Origin of the sequence: Vibrio sp. STUT-A16 (genome assembly GCF_026000495.1) — a bacterium.
Lineage (GTDB): Bacteria > Pseudomonadota > Gammaproteobacteria > Enterobacterales > Vibrionaceae > Vibrio > Vibrio diabolicus.
In genome coordinates, this window is the sequence record NZ_AP026765.1 from 3,140,865 (window position 1) to 3,162,594 (window position 21,730).

Genomic DNA, 21,730 nt, shown 5'->3' on the forward strand with positions numbered 1-21,730 from the left:
ATCAGGCTTTTTGTTTAAGTTGCTCGAGGATCTTGCCGTGAATACCGCCAAAGCCACCATTACTCATCACGAGGATTTGGTCACCTGGCTGCGCACGTTCAACGATTTTCGCTACAAAGTTATCGATGTCAGCGTCAACAAAAGCAGGTTGCTGACATTGTTCCGCGATATCTTGCACCGACCATTCGATGTTGTCTGGTTGGAATAAGAACACTTCATCTGCGCTGTGTAGCGAATCCGCGAGTGTGTTTTTGTGCACGCCGCGCTTCATAGTGGCAGAACGAGGTTCCAACACGGCAAGAATGCGTTTTTCGCCTACCTTGTTACGCAAACCACCGACGGTGAGTTCAATTGCCGTTGGGTGATGCGCAAAATCATCGTAAACCGTCACACCTTGCTCTTCACCTTTTAACTCGAGACGGCGCTTGGTGTTAATGAAACGGCCCAGAGCCTGACACGCAAGATCCGGCGTTACGCCAACGTGTCGCGCCGCGGCAATCGCCATTAACGCATTATCAACGTTATGATCACCCACCAAATCCCATTCGACGGTACCGACCTTCTCGCCTTGTAGAGCAACTTCAAATTTTGAGCCATCGACCACTAATTTGTGCGCTTGCCAGTCGCCATCAACACCTGAAAACTGCTTTTCTGTCCAGCAACCACGCTCTAATACATCCGCCAAAGCTTGGTCTTGCTTCGGAGCTAAGATTAAGCCATTGCCGGGAACCGTTCGCACTAAATGATGGAATTGGCGCTTGATCGCCTCTAGATCATCGAAGATGTCAGCATGATCAAACTCAAGGTTGTTCATGATTAAGGTTCGAGGATGGTAGTGCACAAACTTAGAACGCTTATCGAAAAAAGCACTGTCATATTCGTCCGCTTCAACGACAAAAAACATGCTTTCACCCAAACGAGCAGAGACTCCAAAGTTACCAAGTACTCCACCAACTAGGAAACCAGGTTGATAACCGCAGTCTTCGAGTATCCAAGCCAGCATGCTCGACGTAGTCGTTTTACCGTGTGTACCCGATACCGCCAATACCCAGCGATCGTGCAGCAAAAACTCGTTGAGCCACTGCGGACCAGAGGTGTAGCGCATGTTGGTATTGAGCACATATTCAACACATGGGTTACCACGGCTCATGGCATTACCAATCACCACAAGGTCTGGTTGAGGGTCGAGTTGAGACGGGTCGAAGCCTTCAATAATTTCAATACCTTGAGACTCAAGCAACGTGCTCATCGGTGGGTAAACGTTGGCATCAGAACCAGTGACTTTATGCCCTAATTGGCGCGCTAAAATCGCAGCGCCGCCCATAAATGTGCCACAGATACCCAAGATATGAATGTGCATAAACTAAACCTTGTAATGCGTTCTTTAATGCTTTCATTATCGCGATCACAACCAGAAAAGCGAGAGACTTTAGCCTTCTTCTTGCAGTCCCTTTCACAAATATGACAAGGTTGAACACAGACTGTACAACCTCTTGCTTACTGATGAATCCCTAAAACAAGTCTACAAATAAATTGAGATCTCAAACAGTTACTTCATTACCATTAAAAAGATCTGCGACTTAAACTTACATCCAGCGCAATCGTTTAACATCCATAAAGAGATGCTCACTTGCGCACTACCCCCAATGAAATGAAAATGTAAGGATTAACCATGTCAGGACTGCGCACCCTAGGCGAGTTCATTGTCGAAAAACAAGCGGATTTCCCCCACGCTAGCGGTGATCTATCATCCCTTTTAGCCTCCATTCGTTTAGCTGCGAAAATCGTTAACCGCGAAATCAACGCAGCGGGTCTCGGTGATATCACTGGTGCTGTAGGCACGGAAAATGTCCAAGGTGAAGACCAGCAAAAGCTCGATGTTTACGCGAACGATAAGTTCAAAGCCGCGCTTGAAGCTCGTGACCAAGTGTGTGGCGTTGCCAGTGAGGAAGAAGACGAAGCGGTTGCTTTCAACAAAGAGCTCAACCAAAACGCCAAATATGTGGTACTGATGGACCCACTTGATGGTTCTTCTAACATCGATGTGAACGTCTCTGTCGGTACTATCTTCTCTATTTATCGCCGTGTTTCACCTATTGGCACACCAGCGACAGAAGAAGATTTCCTTCAGCCTGGTCATAAGCAAGTTGCCGCTGGTTACGTGATTTACGGTTCATCAACCATGTTGGTTTACACCACGGGTAACGGCGTAAACGGCTTTACTTACGACCCATCTATCGGCAGCTTCTGCCTTTCTCATGAAAACATGATGATCCCAGAAGAAGGCAAGATTTATTCGATCAACGAAGGTAACTACATTCGCTTCCCTCAAGGGGTGAAGAAGTACATCAAGTACTGCCAAGAGAATGTGCCAGAAGACGGTCGTCCATACACTTCGCGCTACATTGGCTCATTGGTTGCTGATTTCCACCGCAACTTACTGAAAGGTGGTATCTACCTTTACCCTAGTACGCAAAGCCATCCTCAGGGCAAACTGCGTCTACTTTATGAATGTAACCCAATGGCGTTCTTAATTGAGCAAGCGGGCGGTATTGCATCAGACGGCGTCAATCGCATCATGGATATCAAACCAACCGAATTACACCAACGTGTGCCTTTCTTTGTGGGTTCTAAGAACATGGTTCGCAAAGTTGAAGAGTTCCTTGAACTGCACCGCGACGAAGAATAATTTCAGACCTTTGTCCAACGCGGCAGGTGTTTACCTGCCGCGTTTTTGTCGCTAAAGTGAAACGCGAATTTATCATCAGATGAAGCCGCTTCAGTGTGACTCATCGTTAATGAAAAGGAATATTCTAATGAGCTTAAACCATGTGCCAGCAGGCAAGTCACTGCCTGAAGATATCTATGTCGTGATCGAAATTCCTGCAAATGCAGATCCAATCAAGTACGAAGTAGATAAAGACTCTGGTGCGGTATTTGTTGACCGTTTCATGTCTGCACCGATGTTCTACCCATGTAACTATGGTTACGTGAACAATACGCTGTCTCTTGATGGCGACCCAGTCGACGTACTGGTACCAACACCATACCCACTTATGCCAGGTTCAGTGATTCGCTGCCGTCCTGTTGGCGTTTTGAAGATGACGGATGAGTCAGGTGAAGACGCAAAAGTGTTTGCGGTTCCCCACACCAAAATCTCGAAAGAGTACGATCACATCCAAGATGTAGACGATATCCCAGAACTACTGAAAGCACAGATCACGCAGTTCTTTGAGCGTTACAAAGAGCTTGAAGCGGGCAAATGGGTGAAAGTGGATGGTTGGGCAGATGTTGCTGCCGCTAAAGCTGAGATCCTAGAATCTTACGAGCGCGCTCAGAAAAAATAAGCATCACGGCTGATACAAAATTAAAAAGAGCTGCTTTAGGGCAGCTCTTTTGCTTTTCATCTTGTGTAAGTCAACTAGATAGGCGCGCCTGCAGATGACATTCGGCCGGCGTCATAGTCATGCTGAAAGAAAGGGTCTAGGTCATCACAAATACCAAAATACGGACGCCCGATAACACCAAGCATATACGCGCTTTGTTCACAATACTCTTGCTTCCCTTGCTGATAACCCGTTTGATAGGCCATGATCAGTTCAGGCGTAGCATGATGAGTACCATCCAGTGCAGCGATACGATCTTCAGATAAAACTCTTAATCCATCTAAGGCAGACTGCTTACCAAACGCTTGCCAGTCGGTAACATTACTCGAGGTCGGCAGGGTTGTTTGCGCGCATGCGGCAAGAATCAACGCCATTGATCCAATTACGAATACCTTCATCATGACTCCTTAGTGACCAGCTCGTCGCTGTTGATAATGTCAGTATAGCTCACACCTTTTGACACCAATCTCCGGAAGCGATTTCTTCGGTCAGTTGTTCAGTATCTTGATACAAGTAGATCCAAGCTTGGCCAAATGGCGTGACGATGCTCTCTCGACGATACTCTACTGGCACATCTTCCAACTTATCTAGCTCGGATAAGGTTTCATCATCAATCAGATACACTTCACCTTGTATCGAACGCTGCCCAACAGACAACGCGGGATAAGGACCTAAGTCATACAGTGCGAACTGAGCATCCGTTTCATGCTGACCAAGAAACTGGGCCGAGCTCAGAAAGTGATGATTACACTCTCCTTTACGCAAGGTCCCATATACAAAAACTAAATGCTGCATAACCACTCCTTAGTCATGAACTTTATGTACGCAGACGAACAAGCTCTAATCGAACTCAAATTGATAGAGTAGGTCAACCGCACTATCTACACCAGAAACCGCCTCTAAATACAGATCTTGCATCAATCGATAACGCACGGTGAACTCGCCTAGTGAGTTAAAGATGCCGACGCCGTATTTCACCTGTAATCCCGGCAGAATGTAACCACTGACGGTCACTTGAGAATCATCGCCCGACCCCGCCGTATCCAATTGTAAATCTTGAACCCCAAAGGCTTCGCCGATTTCACCAACCACGCGTCCACTCTTTGCCAAACTTAGGCCGATCAACGTGGTCGTCATAGCATTGCCTCCCGCTTCGCCATCAATGTCTTGACCGCGAAGTAGGTAAGAGAGCGCATTCGCTTGAGGCATCGCTGGCTCAGAGAATATCTCCACATTTGGATCCGATGCTGGTCCTGTTACACGCACACCAGCAATCACGTCATCTTGGGTATTATCTGGGTTTCGAATCGCCTTAATAGAAACGTACGGCTGATCTGCCGGACCATTCATTAAGATCTTACCTTCTTCAATCACCAAATCCTGACCAAAAGAACGGTAAGAACCGTCGACGATATTAACCTCCCCAACGATGAACGGACCTTTATCTTTCTGTGTCACATTGAGGTTACCTTTCAGACCACCTTTCAAGCCAAAGGCGGCCAGTTGGAAGTCATCACCGATTTTAATGTTGATATCCGTTTCAACATCAAATGGCATTGGCTCGATATCACTCACAGGCTGTAAGTTCTGGTCCAAAATCACGGTGTCGCTTGAAACACCAACCGCACTTGGTGGCAGCTCTTCAACCACAACTCGTCCCCAAGGCAGATTAATATTACCTTCGACCTTAGCAAGCTGCGGTGTGACATCAATAGTCATGTCCGGCTCAACTTTGATTTTTACCATTGGTGGAAGATCCACCTGAAGCTCTTTCGCAAATACGCGCGCTTTGGTATGCCAATTTTGTAGATCCTGCCAATCTGCCTCACCGGTCACTTCCAACTCACCATCTGGCGTCATGATACCCGCATCAAGATCCGCTTGGTGACCTTTAAAGTTGATCGCGACCTGACCGGAGTTAATGTCTATCGGCGTGACTTCACCTTGTAGCTTCATTTGATCAATCAAGAACTGACCGTTGACTTTAGGGTGCATAACATCACCAGATATCGCCAAATCAGTATTCATGTTCGCTTTGAATAGGCTGTACTCACCTATCAACGGCGCTAAGAAATCCAGATGGAATGTCGATAGCGAGACCTTACCGTCAATCTCAGGCTGCTCAGACGTTACATCGACCAAAGAAACCTGACCAGATAAGTCACCGTTGTCTCTCACATCAAATAACCACTCAGCATCTAACTTGTCTTTTGCCAGCGCCGCTTTAAAGCTAAAGCTTTCCCAACCAAGTGTTATCGGCTGCTCTAGTGCTTGCTCTACTTGACCTTTAGGCATATCAACGTTCACCGTGACTTCCGGTTTCATCTCTGGTGCCCATTTTGCTGTCGCTTGCGCGTTGACCGACCCTTGTAATTTCGTCTCTGGCGGCAGGAACTGCTTGATTTGTTCAAAGTCAAAGTCGTTCACGGCTAACTTGGCTTCGCCACTTTGACCAACACTAATATCTTCGGTCAAACAAACACTCGAATTGGCTTGTAGCCAACAATGTGCTTGAACATCAGCGAGTTGTTTATCGATGTTGACTTTAACCGCCGTCGATTTCTGCAACGCCCACGGTCCCTGCGGCGTGCTCAAAGTAAGACGACGCAATGCACCATCCCAGATCATTTGCGGCTTCTGTATGAATGAGCCTTCAATTTCTAAGCTGGTTGATACAATGTCAGACACCACATCTAGCGTCAGTTGGTGCAGTTTTTCATCCCCAGAGACTTCAAGGTCTGCACTATCAACTTTAATGTCGTCGTAGGTAATGTTGTTAGCAATGAGGCTTAAGTTCGCTTTCGGTGCTGGCAGAGGCGTCACATCTCCCTTCAAGGTTATGTTTTCAACGTTCGCTTGCTGCTGCCAGTTCATTTGATTTAGCGCTAGGTCTAATTTGATGTCAGGCTCTTTCAAGCTACCACGCAGCGCCACATTACCCTGCATCTTACCTGCAAGATCCGGAACACTTTTCGCAAAATCGGGGAAGTTAACCTCAACATCCATTAATATCTGTTTATCAATCTTACCCTTGGCACTCAATTGGTTAGGGCCATGAGAAAGCGCTAAACCTTGCGTGGTAAGCTGAATGTCTTCACCTTTGCCATTCTTATCAGACGCTTCAAGTTGACCTTCCACATTCAGCGGATAACCGCGCAAAATGCCATCGATATCTAACTTAGGTAAACTGACTTGCCAACCGCCTTGTTCTGTTAAAGAACCTGAAGTCGAGAGGCTACCACTGATATCGCCTTCCGCTTCTTCCCATTGAAGCCCCGGTTGAATATGTTGCAAATTAAGGTCAGCTTGCCAGTTGATTGGCGCAGCCCAATTCGCCATCACCTGACCGGATAGCTCACCGCCCAATGTTTTTACTACCAGGCTTTCAAGATCGATTTGCTCTAATGTGCCATTGCCGTTTAGTGCAACATCTACAGCAGGAATATCTTTACCCGAAGCTTGTGTTTCTAGTGCCACGATGTATCCGTCCAGGGAACCTTTTGCAGATAAACTTGGTACCGATACTTGATAATCACTTTGACCGATTAACGGCCATTGCGCTTGCACATTTTTGATTGCAACATCAAAGGGTAACTGCGCTTTCAGGGGCTGAAGTTCACCTTTGATCTCCGCTTCGACTAGTTCAGATAAGGTCGCAGTGAGAGAAAGGTCTCCCACCGAACCAGCAGCTGACAGCGACAGCTTTTGCCCTTTCGCATCCGCTTGCTTCACCAGCGCATCGAGCTGTGCTTTGAGAGGATAGTCAGCAGAAAGCGTTACTTGCGTGCTTAACTTACCTTCCACTTCAGGCATATCGAGCTCTAATGTTTTCACATCAACACGGTCGCCCCCCGCTTTCGCTACAACACCAAGGTGGTGAACGATCACCGGCTTCTCACCTGCAAGCTTGAAGTTATGAATATCGAGGCGTCGTGCTTCCACAGTGAGTGGAATCCACACCTCGGGTAACACAATATCTTGCGGCGGAGCGCCAGCGTCTTTCGGCTCGTCTGTGGCCGCTTCAGGTTCAGCTTCACTTGGAGCCAATGCAACATTGATGTCTTTTAATGCCGTCGGCGCAATCACTAAACGGTCGCCTTGCATAGAAAGCCCGGTAGAGAAATCTTGCCAGTCAATTTGGTTGCCTAAAATGTTTAAGTTAATGTCATCAAAACTGACCTTATTAACAAAAATAGGGACTGGTGTACTGACTGTACGTAATGGCGGTGTCTCCTCTGGCTCTTCGCCTGCCGGAGGGAGCTCTGGCATCTGAAAGTTAACACCTTGCAGGGTTAGCTCATCGACACAGACTTTAGGGTCAAAGAAACAACGGAAGTTAACCGCTAACGCTAAACGATCGACTTTGGCGTCGATGTTCAAAGATTCGTCGACAAAACTGACGTTCTGTAGCTCAAAACGAGGAAATAATGAGCCCTGAACTTTCTCTATCTGTAGTTGCGGTAAAGCCTTTTCTGCTCCCCACAACGCGAGCTTAAGACCAGGGTGAGTAAATAGCACTGTCGCAACAAAAATGATGAGCAACAGCAATAGACCAATCAAACTTAGCGACAGCCATTTGGTCCACTTAAACATCATTTTGATCATAACTCAGGCCCCAATGAGAAGTGGATGCGGAACTCTCTTTCTGGTTTTTCATCCAGTCCCCACGCAAAATCAAAGCTAACCGGTCCAACCGGAGACGCCCAACGGATACCCACACCAGCACCCGATTTCCATTCAGGTGTTTCGTTAAATGCATCACCAATATCGTAGAAGGTGGCTGCCCACCAGTTTCCATACACGCGATATTGATACTCTAATGTGCTGCTGACAATGTATTTACCACCCGTCAAGGCGCCACTTTCATCCACAGGTGAAATAGACTCATATCCATAACCACGAATGTTGTTATCACCACCAGCGAAGAAACGCAGAGAAGGCGAAAGCTTTTCAAATTCGTCGGTGATGTTCGCACCACCTTCTAAACGGAACAAACCACGATGATTATCACCGATCCCGCGGATCCAAGATGATCGCCCTAATAGGCGCAATACTCGCGTTTCTGACAGCAAAGCAGGATCACCATATTCGATCGTTACACTTTGCTTATCCCCCCACATTGGCATGTTGCCACCACGGACACGAGTTCGTGAAAAAGTGGCTCCGGGTAAAACAAATTGCACCCCATCATCTTGCAGACCTTGAGAGAAGTTTTCGTACAAGTGACGAACATAAATGGTTTTATGCCAGCCGCCATCGGTTAGCCAATGTCGCTCAACTGCCAGGTTGGATTCCAAACTCTCCGTATCTCGGTTATCAAGGTGCTTTAAACCAAATTGCAATTGGTAGTATTCACGCAATACATCATCAAGCGGGATTTTGTAGCCTGCCGTGATCGTCTGTTCAGGCTTTGATAGTGATAACGCCGTATTAAAGCTGTGGCCACGTGAACTAACCCATGGTTTTTTCCATTTTAACGTGCCACGCACACCAGTATCGGTCGAGTAACCAAGACCGGTTTCTATTTGGTTTTTTGACGCTGGCGCGAGCGAGACCTTAATTGGCAATTCGCGTCCCTCATCCAATTTACTTAAATCAGGCTCCACAAAAACCGATGAAAACCAATCGGTATTAGACAGATTTTGGTTGTACTCCCCCACTTGCGAAACCAAGTAAGGTTCACCAATTTCAAAAGGTCGCATTGATTCAACACGGTTTTCCCAAATCTGACTGCCAGTAATGTTAATCGGACCAAAGTGATAACGAATACCACTGTCATAATGCAAACGCACATTCGCTTCATTGAAGTCAGGAATCACTTCAAGTTTGCTGAGCTTGTAATCACCATTGAAATAACCACGCTGCAACGCCAAGTTACGAATACTCGATTTCAGGCTATCGTATTCGCCTTGATTCAATACTTTGCCGACTTTAAGCGGTGAACGTTCAATAAGTTTGGCGAACTCTTCATCGTCTTTTGCTTCACCTGTGATCACCACATCCATGACTTTCACTTTCACAGGTAAACCCGGCTTGATGCTGACGATCAACTCATCATTCCCTTCCGGAATAGAGTATGAAATTTTTGCATGATAATACCCAAGCGCATTAAGAGCTTCAGTGATACTTTGATCTAATCTCGCTTGAAAGCGCAGAGAAGTGGAGTAGTCCTTCGCTGGAATGGACGACAGGTACGCACTGACATTCTCTTCTAAAGCGCCATCGATGCCTTTTAAAGTCAAAGAAACATCGGCATAGGCACCATGAGAAAAGGCAAACAGGCCAACAATGGTGAGGAGAGCTTTTTTTATCATGCTTTTTTGGCTGAATGAGGTTAAGTAAACGTAAATAATGATAACGCCAATTAAAGTCTAAGTCTGTAATATTAATAGGTTTAACGCGGTCTATGTCATCACAGCATCAGATACAGACGAAATGAAAAAGTTCGCAAATTTAAGACACGTATTGAAGGACAAATACCATGCTCAACAAACAAACATTGATCAGTATAGAAGATGCCTTGCCAGGTAGAGAGCAACCGATCCAGGTTGAAGATCATCATTTTGTAAATAAATCTAACTTAAAGGCACCATTGGAGCCGCATCAACAACAAATTCTGCTGGGAATGGGCTGCTTTTGGGGCGCTGAGCGCGTATTTTGGCAACTGGATGGGGTTATCTCCACTTCGGTTGGCTACGCCGGTGGATATACACCCAATCCTACTTATGAAGAGGTGTGTACGGGTAAAACAGGCCATACAGAGGTAGTACGAGTCGTCTTCGATGAACGCGTGATTTCCTTAGAAAAACTACTGGCCGTTTTTTGGGAGAAACATGACCCAACCCAGGGGATGCGTCAAGGTAACGATTTGGGCACACAATACCGTTCGGCTATTTACACTTATTCCGCGAAGCAGCAAGAGAGCGCAGAAAAATCGAAGCTCTTGTATCAACAAGCACTGCAAGAGGAACTACGCGCGAACATCACCACTGAGATACAGCCAGCGGGCCCGTATTATTTTGCCGAAACTTACCACCAGCAATATCTGGCTAAAAACCCTGACGGTTACTGCGGTATCGGTGGCACAGGTGTTTGCTTTCCACCCAGCTTACAAAGTTAGTTCCTAGGACTAACTGAAACCAAAAAGAGCGACCGAATAGGTCGCTCTTTTTTGAAATCGAAAACTAAATTCAAGCCAACGGGCTCTTAAACAGACAACGAAGCAATCACTTGGTTGACTTCTTTAAAGATGGTGAGTCTTTTCTGATCGTTGACGTCAGGGAGCAAAACTTTGCCATTGTCGAACTGAAAACATCCAACCCCAGCAATAAAGAATTGACCTTTGAACAACGTTTTAACGAAACGTGCCACTTGTAATGGTCGGTATACAGCAAACTCACGTAGCATAACTCACCTCAATTCCTTTGAGAAAACACGGATTGCTTATTTATCCTCTGCAATCTTGATGCGCAATCTGCGACGAGGTTCATTTTAGCAAATTCTAAATATAACGCAATATTACACCACCCCATACGTTAAATAAATGTTATCAACAGTTCTACAAATTTCCTAGATCTGGATATATACTGGAAAACTTCCAACTCGTACGGAATATAACAATATGAAAACTAAGACTCTCCTACCTCTACTATTGGCTATAACGCCAAGCTTTGCGTTTGCACACAACCTATCTGTCGGTGAGACCGTTCCTTCTGCCAAGGTCGCGGCTTATGGCGAGATTGTTTTGCAGGGTGAGGGCGTGGCATACCAACCATGGGCAACCCAGCATATGCAGGGTAAGGTTCGTGTTATTCAAGCAATCGCAGGTCGTAGCAGTTCAAAAGAAATGAACGCCCCTTTGATGTCAGCAATAACCGCCGCGCAATTCCCGCAAGAAAGCTACCAAACAACTACGATCATTAACCAAGATGATGCGATCTGGGGGACAGGTTCGTTCGTGAAATCTTCAGCCCAAGACAGCAAAAAAGAGTTTCCTTGGTCATCTATGGTTCTGGATGAAAATGGCGTAGTCGCCAACACTTGGGATCTTAAAGAAGAAAGCTCTGCCATTATTGTTCAAGACAAAACAGGCAAAGTGCTGTTTGTAAAAGAAGGCGCACTTGAGCAAGATGAAATTGCAAAGGTGATCGAGCTAATTAAACAGAACATCTAGTCTCGTTGCTTGGCTCCTTAATATCCGTAGTACGCAGTATAAGGAGCCATGCGACCAAACTTAAAGCTTGAGATTTCTGTTGCCCCTAGTTTAACGCTCAGTGATTCCACCAAGGAGACGGTCTCAGATTCGGCGACATCGCATGTGTTGACGTAAATTTTCCCACTAGCCAACAAAAGAGTGAACTTTTACTCATTATGGGTGTTATATTATAACAGTCGGTAAGAGGAGCTCAGATGTACCATCACCAGCAAAAGATACGGAAGCATTGGCATCGCACTGTTTTATTTTTCAGTGTCGCGTTGCTGATCGCTTGGAACTTTGCGGTAATCCTTCATCAAGTTGATCTGACTCCCGAACACCACACACACCATCATTGCCAGCTATTTTCTGGGGTTCAGCACGGCATAGCCAAAGCTCAACCGACCCTATCGACGCCAACATTTACGCGCATCCAATACCATGATGTCTTTCAGCGCCTTGTTAATAGTGAAGACATTCGTGGTGCAGCTCGTGCCCCGCCTTATTTTGCTTAATTTCCAAACTATTCCACACTCAACATAATTTGTGCGTATTCCTGCACCTAACGTGTCAGCGAGTCGCACCTTAGTAAATACAAATCTGATCCGGTATTGCTCGGGTTAGTGCCAGCAAAATTAGGAAACACAAAATGTCATCGAAACATGTTTTAGCGCTTGTCATTGGTCTCTCTTTATCGACAGCAGCAAATGCGGACGAATACCGCCAGCACGGTGCTCATGTGCATGGTCACGTCGAATTTAATATCGCCCAAGATGGAAAGGATCTGTTAGTGGAGATTACTGCTCCCGGTGCCGATGTGGTCGGTTTCGAGCATGCTCCAGAAAATACTCAACAAGAGCAAGCACTTCAACAAGCCATTGCCACCCTAGAAGACAGCAACACACTGTTTGCGATTAACGCGCAAGCCAATTGTGATATTGAAGAAGCTTACGTAAACCATAACCTCAGCAACCCTCATGAAGACCATGATCATAGCGAGCACGGCCATGATGACCATGCAAATCACAATCATGAAGGGCACGAACACCATGATCACCACAATGAACATCATGATGAACATGAGCACCATGACGGTCACGATACTCACCATGAGGAGCATGAAAATGGCGGACATGGTGAGTTTTCGGTGCAATATCGCTTCAGCTGTGACCAAGTTAACCAACTCAGTCACATTCAAACCGACTGGTTTAATCAATTTCCAACGACTGAGTCAATCAACGTCAATATATTCACTGACACCATGCAATCAGCCATCAAACTGGGCAAAGATAACTCCCAAATCGTAATCAAATAACACGAGTGGCGTGTAAGTACACACTTACACGCCAATGCTTTGGTGATTTAGTATGACTGAAATCATGTCAAACGTTGTTGAGCTAAATAATGCCCAGTTTGTCTGGCCCGGTTCAACACACGCAACCATTCATATTCCACAGTTACATATTGCCCAAGGTGAGCACGTATTTATCAAAGGTCCCAGTGGCTGCGGTAAATCTACGCTGCTTGCCCTACTAACTGGCATCAACACGTTAACATCAGGCTCTCTATCCGTACTGAATACTGACCTTGTTAGTTTAAGTGCAAGTCAAAGAGACAAATTTCGCGCCGATCACATTGGCTATATCTTTCAGCAGTTCAATTTATTGCCTTATTTAAACGTACTTGAAAACGTACTACTGCCTTGCCAATTCAGTCAAACACGACGTGGCCGCGCGCTTTCAAGAACGTCATCTCAAACGTTAGAAGAGCAAGCTCAAGCTCTGCTTGAAAGGCTCCACCTACCCAGCGAGCTTCATGCTCGTCCGGTATCGGAACTGAGCATTGGCCAACAACAACGTGTTGCGGCTGCACGAGCACTCATTGGGTATCCGGGGTTAGTGATTGCTGACGAGCCAACCTCCGCTCTAGACCACGATAACCGTAAAGCGTTTATTGAACTCCTGATGGAGCAAACGAATCAAGCCAACGCTACGCTGATCTTCGTCAGTCACGATCCAACGCTTGAGCCCTTATTTGACCGCACACTTAACCTACCAGATATTAACCAAGCATCTAACCTAGGAGCCGCATCATGAGCGCTGTTGCAAAGCTCGCGTGGAAGAGCTTAATCAATCGTAAGGCGACGGCAATATTAACCATCATGACAGTCGCGATTTCTGTAATACTCCTTTTAGGAGTAGAACGCATTCGTACTCAGGCAAAAGATAGCTTCGCCAATACAATTTCAGGCACCGACCTCATCATTGGTGGCCGTTCTGGACAAGTGAACTTGCTGCTCTACTCTGTGTTTCGCATTGGCAATGCCACCAACAACATTGACTGGAAGAGCTACCAAGAGTTTGCCAATCATCGAGCAGTAGGTTGGGCGATTCCAATCTCACTTGGCGACTCGCACAAAGGGTTCCGAGTCATGGGAACCAACCACAGCTATTTTGAACACTATAAATTCGGAAGTAAGCAATCACTAACCTTTTCAGAAGGCCGAAAATTCAATGGTTTATTTGAAACCGTGCTCGGTTCTGATGTCGCAAAACAGCTGGGGTATCACGTCGGTAGTGAAATCATCATTGCCCACGGCATTAGTGATGTAGGCTTTAGCCGACATGACAACCTGCCATTCAAAGTTGTCGGGATTCTTGCGCCCACTGGCACGCCAGTCGACAAAACCGTTCATGTATCGCTAGAAGCCATCGAAGCCATCCACGTCGGATGGGAAAGCGGTGCACGTTTAGGCCCAACACCCAAAGCACAAGACCTCAAAAACAGAGACTTTCAGCCCAAGCAAATTACCGCGATGCTGGTCGGTTTGAAATCTCGTATTCAGACTTTCGCCCTACAAAGGCAAATCAACACTTATCCCAAAGAACCGCTTAGCGCGATTATGCCCGGGGTTGCGTTGCATGAACTGTGGGGAATGATGTCTGTTGCCGAGCAAGCCTTAATGGCAGTGTCTGGCTTTGTGGTGATTGCAGGATTACTCGGCATGCTAAGCAGCTTATTAACCAGCTTGCAGGAGCGCCGCCGTGAAATGGCGATTTTGCGCGCTATGGGAGCAAGACCTCGTCATGTTTTCTCATTGTTGATCAGCGAAGCCAGTCTACTTACTGCTGCCGGAATCGTGACCGGAGTGGCAGGGCTGTATGCCATTCTCGCCATCGTGCAACCCATCATTCAACAGCATTATGGAATACATCTGACTTTAAGCCTCTTATCGCCCTATGAATGGATGTTATTAGGTTTCGTACAATGCGCTGGAATTGTAATTGGTTTCATCCCGGCTTTTCGCGCCTACCGACAGTCACTAAGTGACGGAATGACAATAAGGATTTAATAAAATGTGGAGAAAAATACTCGCAAGTTGCTTGCTGATCGTCTCATTTATAGCACCAGTACTCGCAAGCGAGGAGCCATTAACGCTCGACTGGATTGATCTAGTACCTGAGAAAGAACGCAAACTGTTCGACAGTATGGGCATGCCAGCTTCTGATCACAGTGGCGGCGCAGCGCAACAGTCTAAAATTGGTAACGTTCGACCAGAGCTAAATGGAAGCCAAGTTAAAATCCCAGGCTTTGTCATCCCGCTTGAAGGTGACGCGAATACCGTCACCGAGTTTTTGTTGGTGCCATACTTTGGAGCTTGTATCCACGTTCCACCACCGCCACCAAACCAAATCATTTACGTGAAGTTTCCCAAAGGCGCACCCGTTCAAGAACTGTGGGATGTCATATATGTGGTTGGGGAGTTGAAAACCGAGACGATAAGCCACGAGCTGGCTGAAACGGCTTACGTTATTGAGGGATCGAAAATAGAAGCCTACGACGATATGTAGTTTAAGTCGTTGACATGCATCGGTACACCTAAGGCGTCACATCGGCGCCTTTTTTAGTTCTGTGTTACACGATATAACGAGACAAATACGCTAATACGCCAACATAAATAACCAAAAGAAACGCTATCGACAGGTGCTTTTTGAGTTTACCTGCTTCTGAGAACTTCATTGTCCCTCCAAAATAACGATAACAATTTTAACAACTCATTATCATTTTGGATAGCCCTATTCGTTCAAAAACTGAGAACTCCTATCTGGTCGCCTGGTTAGATAAGGTGTAAATTTAAACAAGCGAACAGCGCAGTTCTTGGTAGGAAAATTAATGGCAGAACCGACAAAGCAACCTGTTGTCATCGAACATCAGTCAAACGCACAAAAAAATACGCAACAAGAAAAGAAGCAGGGCTACATCAAAGACAGTGCCAGCAAGGTAAAAACCATTGCCCAAATACACGGTCTTGATGCCTTACTACAAACCGATCCACCAGCCAAATCCGCGCTTGAAAGAGCCCAACTGCGTGAACAGAGACGCCAAGAACAGCGACAAAAAAACCTAGAGCAGATTTTAAAGCTAGCACACAGTTCATGCCGAGATGAAACTGCCGGAGAGCCTGACCAAGACTGGTTGTATCGTTTTTTTGAAATGGCTCAAGACATCCATAACAGCGCGATGCAAAAGTTATGGGCTCAAGTGATGAAGCGTGAAGTGACAAACCCAGGCTCGACGTCTATGAAAGCGCTCAAAGTCCTCAAAGATATGTCACCAAAAGAAGCGCAAACTCTGCAAAGAGCCGCCTCTCTGGCGTGCAGTTTTGGAGGGGATCACAGTCGAAAGCTGTTAATTGGTTATAAAGCGCAAGGAGGAATATTTAGCTTCGGCAAACGAGACATCGCCAACAGCTTAAACATGGGAAGTTTTCAGCTGCCCTATTCAAGTTTGTTGCTGTTGATTGAACTAGGGTTACTGCATAGTACCGAGCTTGAATCTGGCGAAATTGGTATCGAGACGCCATTGATCCTCACCTACCAAGGTAAAAACTTGTCGCTGAACGTGAACAGCAAAGGCGTCCGTCTTTTATATTACCGCTTCACACCAACAGGCAATGAGCTCTGTGCCTTGCTCGGTAACAAACCACATGCCGACTACTACGACCAAATGCTTGCGCTTTTAAATCATAGGTTTAGTGTCCATAGTGACGCTAAAAGTACGGTTCATCATACCGTGTAGGCAGTTTGAGAAGCATTTGACCACCCATGATCCAAATGCTTCTTAAGCCGCTCAATGAGCTTAAGGTCACCAATGATCCAAATGCTTATTTATCGGATCACTGCACGCGACTTAAGCGCTTCCAAGCACAAGTCCACTAGCTCATCGACGCTTTTTTCGCCCGCTGGTAAATCGACTTCCGGATTCTTCGGTGCTTGATATTCAGAATCAATACCAGTGAAGTTAGGAATTTCTCCCGCACGTGCTTTGCGGTACAAACCTTTAGGATCGCGACCTTCGCAGACTTCTAGAGATGCATTGACGAACACTTCGATAAACTCACCTTCTGGCAATAAGTCGCGCACTAGCTGTCGCTCTGCGCGATGCGGTGAAATGAACGCCGACAACACAATTAAGCCTGCATCCGCCATCAGTTTAGCCAGTTCACCAATACGACGAATGTTCTCGCGACGATCCTGTTCAGAAAAGCCCAAATCACTACACAGGCCATGTCGCACATTGTCACCATCCAATAAATAAGTGTGGTAACCCAATGCTGCAAGGCGATTTTCCAACGCCCCTGCTACGGTTGATTTACCCGCTCCAGATAAACCAGTGAACCACAATACGGCAGGTTTTTGCTTCTTTAATTCAGCACGAAGCTGTTTATCAACCGAATGCTGGTGCCAAACAATGTTTTCATCTTTTACCGTCGTTTCGGCAGTCATAACGTATCCTTGTAAATATCGGAATTAAAACGGGAAGAAGACCGGAATCAAAGTAAGTACTAATACAGAGTACACAATCGAAATCGGCACACCAATTCTCACATAGTCGGTCAATTTATAATTTCCTACGCTGTACACCAGCAAGTTGGTTTGATAACCGTAGGGAGAAATAAAGCTCGCACTGGCGCCAAACAAGACCGCCATAATGAATGGCATCGGATCAACGCCATAACCGACCGCCATGCTATAGCCAATAGGAAAAGAAAGCGCAGCCGCGGCATTATTCGTCACCAGTTCAGTAAGAACTAATGTCATGATGTAAGTTGCGACCAAGGCTCCAAACACGCCCCAGCCATTGAACGCTTCAATAAACATCGCTCCCATTCTCTCTGACAAGCCGGAAGAGATCATCAATTGAGCGATGGACAAAGCAGAGCCGACAATCACAACGATATCAATTGGGAAACGGCGGCGCAGTTCTGAAATCTGTACAATGCCAAACGCGATAAGTGCGATAAGATACGCGGCAAGGCCTTTAATAATCGGTACTAGCTCTAATAGCGCACACCCAATTACGGCAGCAAAACCCAGTAGCACGATGGAGGATTTATTCGTATCAAGCCGAGCGCTAGAGTCCAAATCATGCACTAAAACAAACTCTTTACGATGAGCTCGGCGTTCAGACTCAAAACGCTTGCCCGGAACCAGAACTAACGTGTCACCTGGCGCTAAGGTAATGCTACCCAAACCGCCCTCTAGGCGCTCATGGCCACGACGAATAGCGACAACAACGGCATCAAAGCGGTCACGGAATCGGCTCTCTTTAAGTGTTTTATAGCAAAACGTCGCGGATGAGCTCACCACAACTTCAATAAAATTTTGCCCATTCAAGTGCTGCTGACCAAAAAGCTTGAGGCCCGGAATTTCTTGCAGGGTCGCGACGCTCTCAACATCACCGCAAAACAACAAACGGTCTTTCGCATTGAGTACGAAATCCGGTCCTACAGAGGAAACCGTCACGCCATCTCGTACAACCTCCGCAAGAAACAGTTTGCGCAGCGCACGTAAATTATTCTCGCTGACCGTGCGCCCAACTAACGGTGAACCAGGCTCTACGCGAGACTCAAGAAAGTACGGTAAATCTTCTTGACTTTGATCATCGTAGTTCGGCAGTAAGTAACTGAGCGGGATAAGAATCAGCATTCCTCCCACCAACACCGCCAAGCCAATCATCGTGGGTGTAAAAAAGCTCAGGCTCGGCAAACCGGCATCTTCAACAAAGCTGTTGATGATTAAGTTAGTCGACGTACCTATCAAAGTTAACGTGCCACCAAAAATGGCCGCGTAAGACAGCGGGATGAGTAATTTCGAAGGCGCATGCTGCTGATTACGCTTAATCGCCCCAATCAATGAAACAACCACGGCAGTATTATTCGTGAATGAAGAGAGCAAGGCCGTTGATACACCGAGCTTAGCGATCACACTACCTAACTGGCCTTCAGAAATACTACGGCTCACCCAACTGATCAGTAACGTTTTTTCTAAAGCACACGATGCAAGAATCAACAGAACCAGAGTCAATAACGAAGAGTTGGTAAAGTTGGATGCGATCGTGGCTGAATCCATCATTCCCGCCATAAATGCAATAAAAGCGGCACCCGCAAAGACATAACTAGGCTTAATTTTTGTGACAAGCAAACAAGTGATAATGCCAAGCAAAATCGCTAATACAAACCCTTGTTCCCACATAGCCTTTCCTTACCAAATCGCCCAAAGGGCACAACAACGGCTCATTTATCCGTGAGACACCAGACAAACGAGTAAACAGACCAAAATCAGCGCAAGCGAAAAGAACATCAGAATGCTCGGTTTTCTTGGGCTTTACCGAAGCATTCTGGTATTAGGAGAATAACCTAACTGCATTTCGCAACTCAGTTAGGCAGCGACGCCCCAAGCACAACAACAGACAGAATCAGAGCTTATTGTGCTCGGGCGCGCCAATTACTTTTTCAGCAATTGGCTGACGTCTTTTGCTTCCCAGTGTGGGAAGTGTTTACGCACAAGTGCATTCAGCTCAACTTCAAACGCAGAGATGTCCGTCAAATCGCGCTCAACCACCGCGAGGCTTTCTTTGACCATGCCTGCACCGACCGTCACGTTCGTCAGACGATCGATAATGATGAAGCCGCCGGTATCAGCACAATCTTGGTAATTGTCCAGCGCAACTGACTCATTGAGAGACCATTCACACAAGCCAATACCATTCAATGGCAGCTCTGCCGCACTATGAGTTGATAGGTTGTTGATATCATATTGGTGACGAATCGCTTCAACATGGCCCACAGTTTTCTTACCCGCGATTTTGATGTCGTAGTCACGGCCCGGTTGCAGAGGTTGCTCTGTCATCCATACCACATCGGCAAGCAAGTGGTTTGTGGTTTCCACTTGAGCATTGTCTAGGACAATCAAATCGCCACGGCTAATATCGATCTCATCGCTTAGCGTCAGAGTGACCGCCAACCCAGCACGAGCTTCCTCAATATCACCATCAAACGTAACAATGCGTGCCACGGTTGACGTTTTCCCCGATGGCAATGCTTTGATGGCATCACCGACTTTGATCGAACCTGAAGAAATCGTCCCCGCAAAACCACGGAAATCGAGGTTAGGACGGTTAACGTATTGCACAGGGAAGCGGAACTCACCCGCACCTTTTTCTTGATCCACATCGACCGTTTCAAGAAGTTCAAGCAATGACGGGCCTTTAAACCAGCTTAGGTTTTGCCCTTTATCCACCACATTGTCACCTTCAAGCGCCGAAATAGGGATGATTTGAATATCAATATCCCCGGTCAGGTTCTCAGAAAACTTAAGATACTCATCGCGGATTTCTTCAAAGCGCTCTTGCGAGTAATCCACTAAATCCATCTTGTTGATCGCCACAACAAAGTGTTTCAAACCCAGTAGGTTGGAAATAAAAGAGTGACGACGAGTTTGATCAAGAATGCCTTTACGTGCGTCGACTAAGATCACCGCTAAGTCACACGTCGATGCGCCTGTTGCCATATTACGCGTGTACTGCTCGTGCCCAGGAGTATCGGCGATGATGAACTTACGTTTCTGCGTCGAGAAATAGCGGTAAGCCACATCAATCGTGATCCCCTGCTCGCGCTCAGCTTGTAAGCCATCGACCAACAACGCAAGGTCAGGCTTTTCACCCGTGGTGCCCACACGTTGGCTGTCTGAGTGCACTGCCGCTAGCTGATCTTCATAAATTTGTTTTGAGTCATGGAGTAAGCGACCGATTAGTGTACTTTTACCGTCATCTACCGAGCCACAAGTCAAGAATCTAAGTAACGACTTGTACTGGTGTTGTGTTAAATAGCCTTCGATACCAAGCTCGGCTAATTGAGCTTCAACTGCACTGTTCATTATCTTTCCTTAGATCCTTTAGAAGTAACCTTGACGTTTCTTAAGCTCCATCGATCCTGACTGATCGTGGTCGATCGCTCGACCTTGTCGCTCACTCGACGTTGCCACCAGCATCTCTTCGATAATGCCGGTCAAAGTGTTCGCTTCAGACTCGATAGCCCCAGTTAATGGATAACAACCAAGAGTACGGAAACGCACACTCTTCTCTTCGATCACTTCACCCGGTTGAAGCTCCATACGATCATCATCAACCATGATTAGCATGCCGTCACGTTCAACAACTGGACGTTTGTCAGCGAGATAAAGCGGTACGATCTCGATGTTTTCTAAATAGATGTATTGCCAGATATCAAGCTCCGTCCAGTTCGAAAGTGGGAATACACGAATGCTCTCCCCTTTATTGACCTGACCGTTGTACGTCTTCCACAGCTCTGGACGTTGGTTTTTAGGGTCCCAGGTATGGTTCTTGTCACGGAACGAATACACTCGCTCTTTTGCGCGTGATTTTTCTTCATCACGACGAGCGCCACCAAAAGCAGCATCGAAGCCATATTTGTTTAGCGCCTGCTTAAGACCTTGCGTTTTCATGATGTCCGTATGCTTTGACGAGCCATGAACAAACGGACTGCAGCCCATTGCTAGACCTTCTGGGTTCTTATGTACCAAAAGCTCAAAGCCGTATTTGGCAGCGGTGCGATCGCGAAACTCAATCATCTCGCGGAATTTCCAGTCGGTATCGACATGCAAAAGTGGGAATGGAATTTTGCCCGGGTAAAACGCTTTACGCGCTAGGTGCAGCATCACTGATGAGTCTTTACCAATCGAATACATCATGACTGGGTTATCAAACTCAGCCGCAACTTCACGGATGATGTGGATACTCTCCGCTTCGAGTTGTTTAAGGTGAGTTAAACGTTGTTGGTCCATGTTTT

Annotated in this window: 20 protein-coding genes; 10 read left to right on the forward strand and 10 right to left on the reverse strand. The window is 46.5% G+C overall.

Going from position 1 to position 21,730, the window contains the following annotated elements; translation table 11 throughout:
• Position 1: 1 nt before the first annotated feature.
• Entirely contained in the window at positions 2 to 1,360 is a 1,359-nt protein-coding gene (gene mpl, locus OO778_RS14815) for a UDP-N-acetylmuramate:L-alanyl-gamma-D-glutamyl-meso-diaminopimelate ligase (RefSeq protein WP_074192000.1), read from the reverse strand.
• 312 nt (positions 1,361 to 1,672) lie between these two features.
• Between mpl and fbp the strand changes: the two genes are divergently transcribed.
• Positions 1,673 to 2,689, forward strand: a complete 1,017-nt coding sequence (gene fbp / locus OO778_RS14820) for a class 1 fructose-bisphosphatase (RefSeq protein WP_005392321.1) — start codon at positions 1,673 to 1,675, stop codon at positions 2,687 to 2,689.
• Between the two features lie 127 nt (positions 2,690 to 2,816).
• Complete coding sequence (gene ppa / locus OO778_RS14825; RefSeq protein ID WP_012841160.1) at positions 2,817 to 3,347, forward strand: inorganic diphosphatase; 531 nt, start codon at positions 2,817 to 2,819, stop codon at positions 3,345 to 3,347.
• Between the two features lie 74 nt (positions 3,348 to 3,421).
• Here the strand turns inward: ppa and OO778_RS14830 are convergent, their stop codons facing one another.
• The 4 genes from OO778_RS14830 to OO778_RS14845 are packed head-to-tail and all read right to left on the reverse strand — an operon-like array spanning position 3,422 to position 9,700.
• Positions 3,422 to 3,784: a DUF2799 domain-containing protein gene (locus tag OO778_RS14830; RefSeq protein ID WP_074191999.1), complete on the reverse strand. Its 363-nt coding sequence runs from the start codon at positions 3,782 to 3,784 to the stop codon at positions 3,422 to 3,424.
• Positions 3,785 to 3,833: 49 nt separating this feature from the next.
• Positions 3,834 to 4,181, reverse strand: coding sequence for a gamma-glutamylcyclotransferase (locus OO778_RS14835; RefSeq protein ID WP_012841162.1), 348 nt, complete (start codon positions 4,179 to 4,181; stop codon positions 3,834 to 3,836).
• Between the two features lie 45 nt (positions 4,182 to 4,226).
• Complete coding sequence (locus OO778_RS14840; RefSeq protein WP_264910201.1) at positions 4,227 to 7,991, reverse strand: translocation/assembly module TamB domain-containing protein; 3,765 nt, start codon at positions 7,989 to 7,991, stop codon at positions 4,227 to 4,229.
• Positions 7,988 to 9,700 (reverse strand): autotransporter assembly complex family protein, encoded by a 1,713-nt coding sequence (locus tag OO778_RS14845; protein WP_264910202.1) that lies wholly within the window; start codon positions 9,698 to 9,700, stop codon positions 7,988 to 7,990. The genes OO778_RS14840 and OO778_RS14845 overlap by 4 nt, the downstream gene beginning before the upstream one ends.
• 167 nt (positions 9,701 to 9,867) lie before the next feature.
• On the opposite strand from OO778_RS14845, the gene msrA reads away from it, so the two are divergent.
• Positions 9,868 to 10,506, forward strand: coding sequence for a peptide-methionine (S)-S-oxide reductase MsrA (msrA, locus tag OO778_RS14850; protein ID WP_109168741.1), 639 nt, complete (start codon positions 9,868 to 9,870; stop codon positions 10,504 to 10,506).
• Between the two features lie 86 nt (positions 10,507 to 10,592).
• Here the strand turns inward: msrA and OO778_RS14855 are convergent, their stop codons facing one another.
• Positions 10,593 to 10,793: a DUF1107 domain-containing protein gene (locus tag OO778_RS14855; protein WP_012841164.1), complete on the reverse strand. Its 201-nt coding sequence runs from the start codon at positions 10,791 to 10,793 to the stop codon at positions 10,593 to 10,595.
• Between the two features lie 214 nt (positions 10,794 to 11,007).
• Between OO778_RS14855 and OO778_RS14860 the strand changes: the two genes are divergently transcribed.
• From OO778_RS14860 to OO778_RS14890, 7 genes are all read left to right on the forward strand, one after another.
• The gene (locus OO778_RS14860) at positions 11,008 to 11,559 is read left to right on the forward strand and encodes a YtfJ family protein (RefSeq protein WP_005392336.1); all 552 of its coding nucleotides are present in this window, start codon (positions 11,008 to 11,010) and stop codon (positions 11,557 to 11,559) included.
• Positions 11,560 to 11,795: 236 nt separating this feature from the next.
• Positions 11,796 to 12,095, forward strand: coding sequence for a DUF2607 family protein (locus tag OO778_RS14865; RefSeq protein ID WP_005392338.1), 300 nt, complete (start codon positions 11,796 to 11,798; stop codon positions 12,093 to 12,095).
• Between the two features lie 134 nt (positions 12,096 to 12,229).
• On the forward strand, positions 12,230 to 12,895 hold the full coding sequence (locus OO778_RS14870; protein ID WP_264910205.1) for a DUF2796 domain-containing protein: 666 nt from the start codon (positions 12,230 to 12,232) through the stop codon (positions 12,893 to 12,895).
• A gap of 52 nt (positions 12,896 to 12,947) precedes the next feature.
• Positions 12,948 to 13,676, forward strand: coding sequence for an ABC transporter ATP-binding protein (locus OO778_RS14875; RefSeq protein WP_006742969.1), 729 nt, complete (start codon positions 12,948 to 12,950; stop codon positions 13,674 to 13,676).
• Positions 13,673 to 14,932: an ABC transporter permease gene (locus tag OO778_RS14880; RefSeq protein ID WP_264910207.1), complete on the forward strand. Its 1,260-nt coding sequence runs from the start codon at positions 13,673 to 13,675 to the stop codon at positions 14,930 to 14,932. Before OO778_RS14875 ends, OO778_RS14880 begins: the two co-directional genes overlap by 4 nt.
• Before the next feature lie 4 nt (positions 14,933 to 14,936).
• Complete coding sequence (locus tag OO778_RS14885; RefSeq protein WP_047009028.1) at positions 14,937 to 15,431, forward strand: DUF3299 domain-containing protein; 495 nt, start codon at positions 14,937 to 14,939, stop codon at positions 15,429 to 15,431.
• A 322-nt stretch (positions 15,432 to 15,753) separates the two neighbouring features.
• Positions 15,754 to 16,659 (forward strand): TIGR03899 family protein, encoded by a 906-nt coding sequence (locus OO778_RS14890; protein ID WP_264910210.1) that lies wholly within the window; start codon positions 15,754 to 15,756, stop codon positions 16,657 to 16,659.
• A gap of 89 nt (positions 16,660 to 16,748) precedes the next feature.
• On the opposite strand, the gene cysC is transcribed toward OO778_RS14890, so the two are convergent.
• The 4 genes from cysC to cysD form a co-directional block, all read right to left on the reverse strand.
• Positions 16,749 to 17,366, reverse strand: coding sequence for an adenylyl-sulfate kinase (gene cysC / locus OO778_RS14895; protein ID WP_256951357.1), 618 nt, complete (start codon positions 17,364 to 17,366; stop codon positions 16,749 to 16,751).
• A gap of 24 nt (positions 17,367 to 17,390) precedes the next feature.
• Positions 17,391 to 19,115 carry an SLC13 family permease gene (locus OO778_RS14900; protein ID WP_005392351.1) on the reverse strand — a complete coding sequence of 575 codons (1,725 nt, stop codon included), beginning with the start codon at positions 19,113 to 19,115 and terminating at the stop codon, positions 17,391 to 17,393.
• Between the two features lie 252 nt (positions 19,116 to 19,367).
• A complete protein-coding gene (gene cysN / locus OO778_RS14905) occupies positions 19,368 to 20,798 on the reverse strand; it encodes a sulfate adenylyltransferase subunit CysN (RefSeq protein WP_046874053.1) in 1,431 nt (476 codons plus the stop codon).
• A gap of 18 nt (positions 20,799 to 20,816) precedes the next feature.
• Positions 20,817 to 21,725 carry a sulfate adenylyltransferase subunit CysD gene (cysD, locus tag OO778_RS14910; RefSeq protein WP_005379592.1) on the reverse strand — a complete coding sequence of 303 codons (909 nt, stop codon included), beginning with the start codon at positions 21,723 to 21,725 and terminating at the stop codon, positions 20,817 to 20,819.
• Positions 21,726 to 21,730 lie beyond the last annotated feature (5 nt).

Bases quoted from the DNA above. Each gene is read 5' to 3' on its own strand.
- mpl (WP_074192000.1), bottom strand. From the start codon at position 1,360: ATGCACATTCATATCTTGGGTATCTGTGGCACATTTATGGGCGGCGCT.
- fbp (WP_005392321.1), top strand. From the start codon at position 1,673: ATGTCAGGACTGCGCACCCTAGGCGAGTTCATTGTCGAAAAACAAGCG.
- ppa (WP_012841160.1), top strand. From the start codon at position 2,817: ATGAGCTTAAACCATGTGCCAGCAGGCAAGTCACTGCCTGAAGATATC.
- OO778_RS14830 (WP_074191999.1), bottom strand. From the start codon at position 3,784: ATGAAGGTATTCGTAATTGGATCAATGGCGTTGATTCTTGCCGCATGC.
- OO778_RS14835 (WP_012841162.1), bottom strand. From the start codon at position 4,181: ATGCAGCATTTAGTTTTTGTATATGGGACCTTGCGTAAAGGAGAGTGT.
- OO778_RS14840 (WP_264910201.1), bottom strand. From the start codon at position 7,991: ATGATCAAAATGATGTTTAAGTGGACCAAATGGCTGTCGCTAAGTTTG.
- OO778_RS14845 (WP_264910202.1), bottom strand. From the start codon at position 9,700: ATGATAAAAAAAGCTCTCCTCACCATTGTTGGCCTGTTTGCCTTTTCT.
- msrA (WP_109168741.1), top strand. From the start codon at position 9,868: ATGCTCAACAAACAAACATTGATCAGTATAGAAGATGCCTTGCCAGGT.
- OO778_RS14855 (WP_012841164.1), bottom strand. From the start codon at position 10,793: ATGCTACGTGAGTTTGCTGTATACCGACCATTACAAGTGGCACGTTTC.
- OO778_RS14860 (WP_005392336.1), top strand. From the start codon at position 11,008: ATGAAAACTAAGACTCTCCTACCTCTACTATTGGCTATAACGCCAAGC.
- OO778_RS14865 (WP_005392338.1), top strand. From the start codon at position 11,796: ATGTACCATCACCAGCAAAAGATACGGAAGCATTGGCATCGCACTGTT.
- OO778_RS14870 (WP_264910205.1), top strand. From the start codon at position 12,230: ATGTCATCGAAACATGTTTTAGCGCTTGTCATTGGTCTCTCTTTATCG.
- OO778_RS14875 (WP_006742969.1), top strand. From the start codon at position 12,948: ATGACTGAAATCATGTCAAACGTTGTTGAGCTAAATAATGCCCAGTTT.
- OO778_RS14880 (WP_264910207.1), top strand. From the start codon at position 13,673: ATGAGCGCTGTTGCAAAGCTCGCGTGGAAGAGCTTAATCAATCGTAAG.
- OO778_RS14885 (WP_047009028.1), top strand. From the start codon at position 14,937: ATGTGGAGAAAAATACTCGCAAGTTGCTTGCTGATCGTCTCATTTATA.
- OO778_RS14890 (WP_264910210.1), top strand. From the start codon at position 15,754: ATGGCAGAACCGACAAAGCAACCTGTTGTCATCGAACATCAGTCAAAC.
- cysC (WP_256951357.1), bottom strand. From the start codon at position 17,366: ATGACTGCCGAAACGACGGTAAAAGATGAAAACATTGTTTGGCACCAG.
- OO778_RS14900 (WP_005392351.1), bottom strand. From the start codon at position 19,115: ATGTGGGAACAAGGGTTTGTATTAGCGATTTTGCTTGGCATTATCACT.
- cysN (WP_046874053.1), bottom strand. From the start codon at position 20,798: ATGAACAGTGCAGTTGAAGCTCAATTAGCCGAGCTTGGTATCGAAGGC.
- cysD (WP_005379592.1), bottom strand. From the start codon at position 21,725: ATGGACCAACAACGTTTAACTCACCTTAAACAACTCGAAGCGGAGAGT.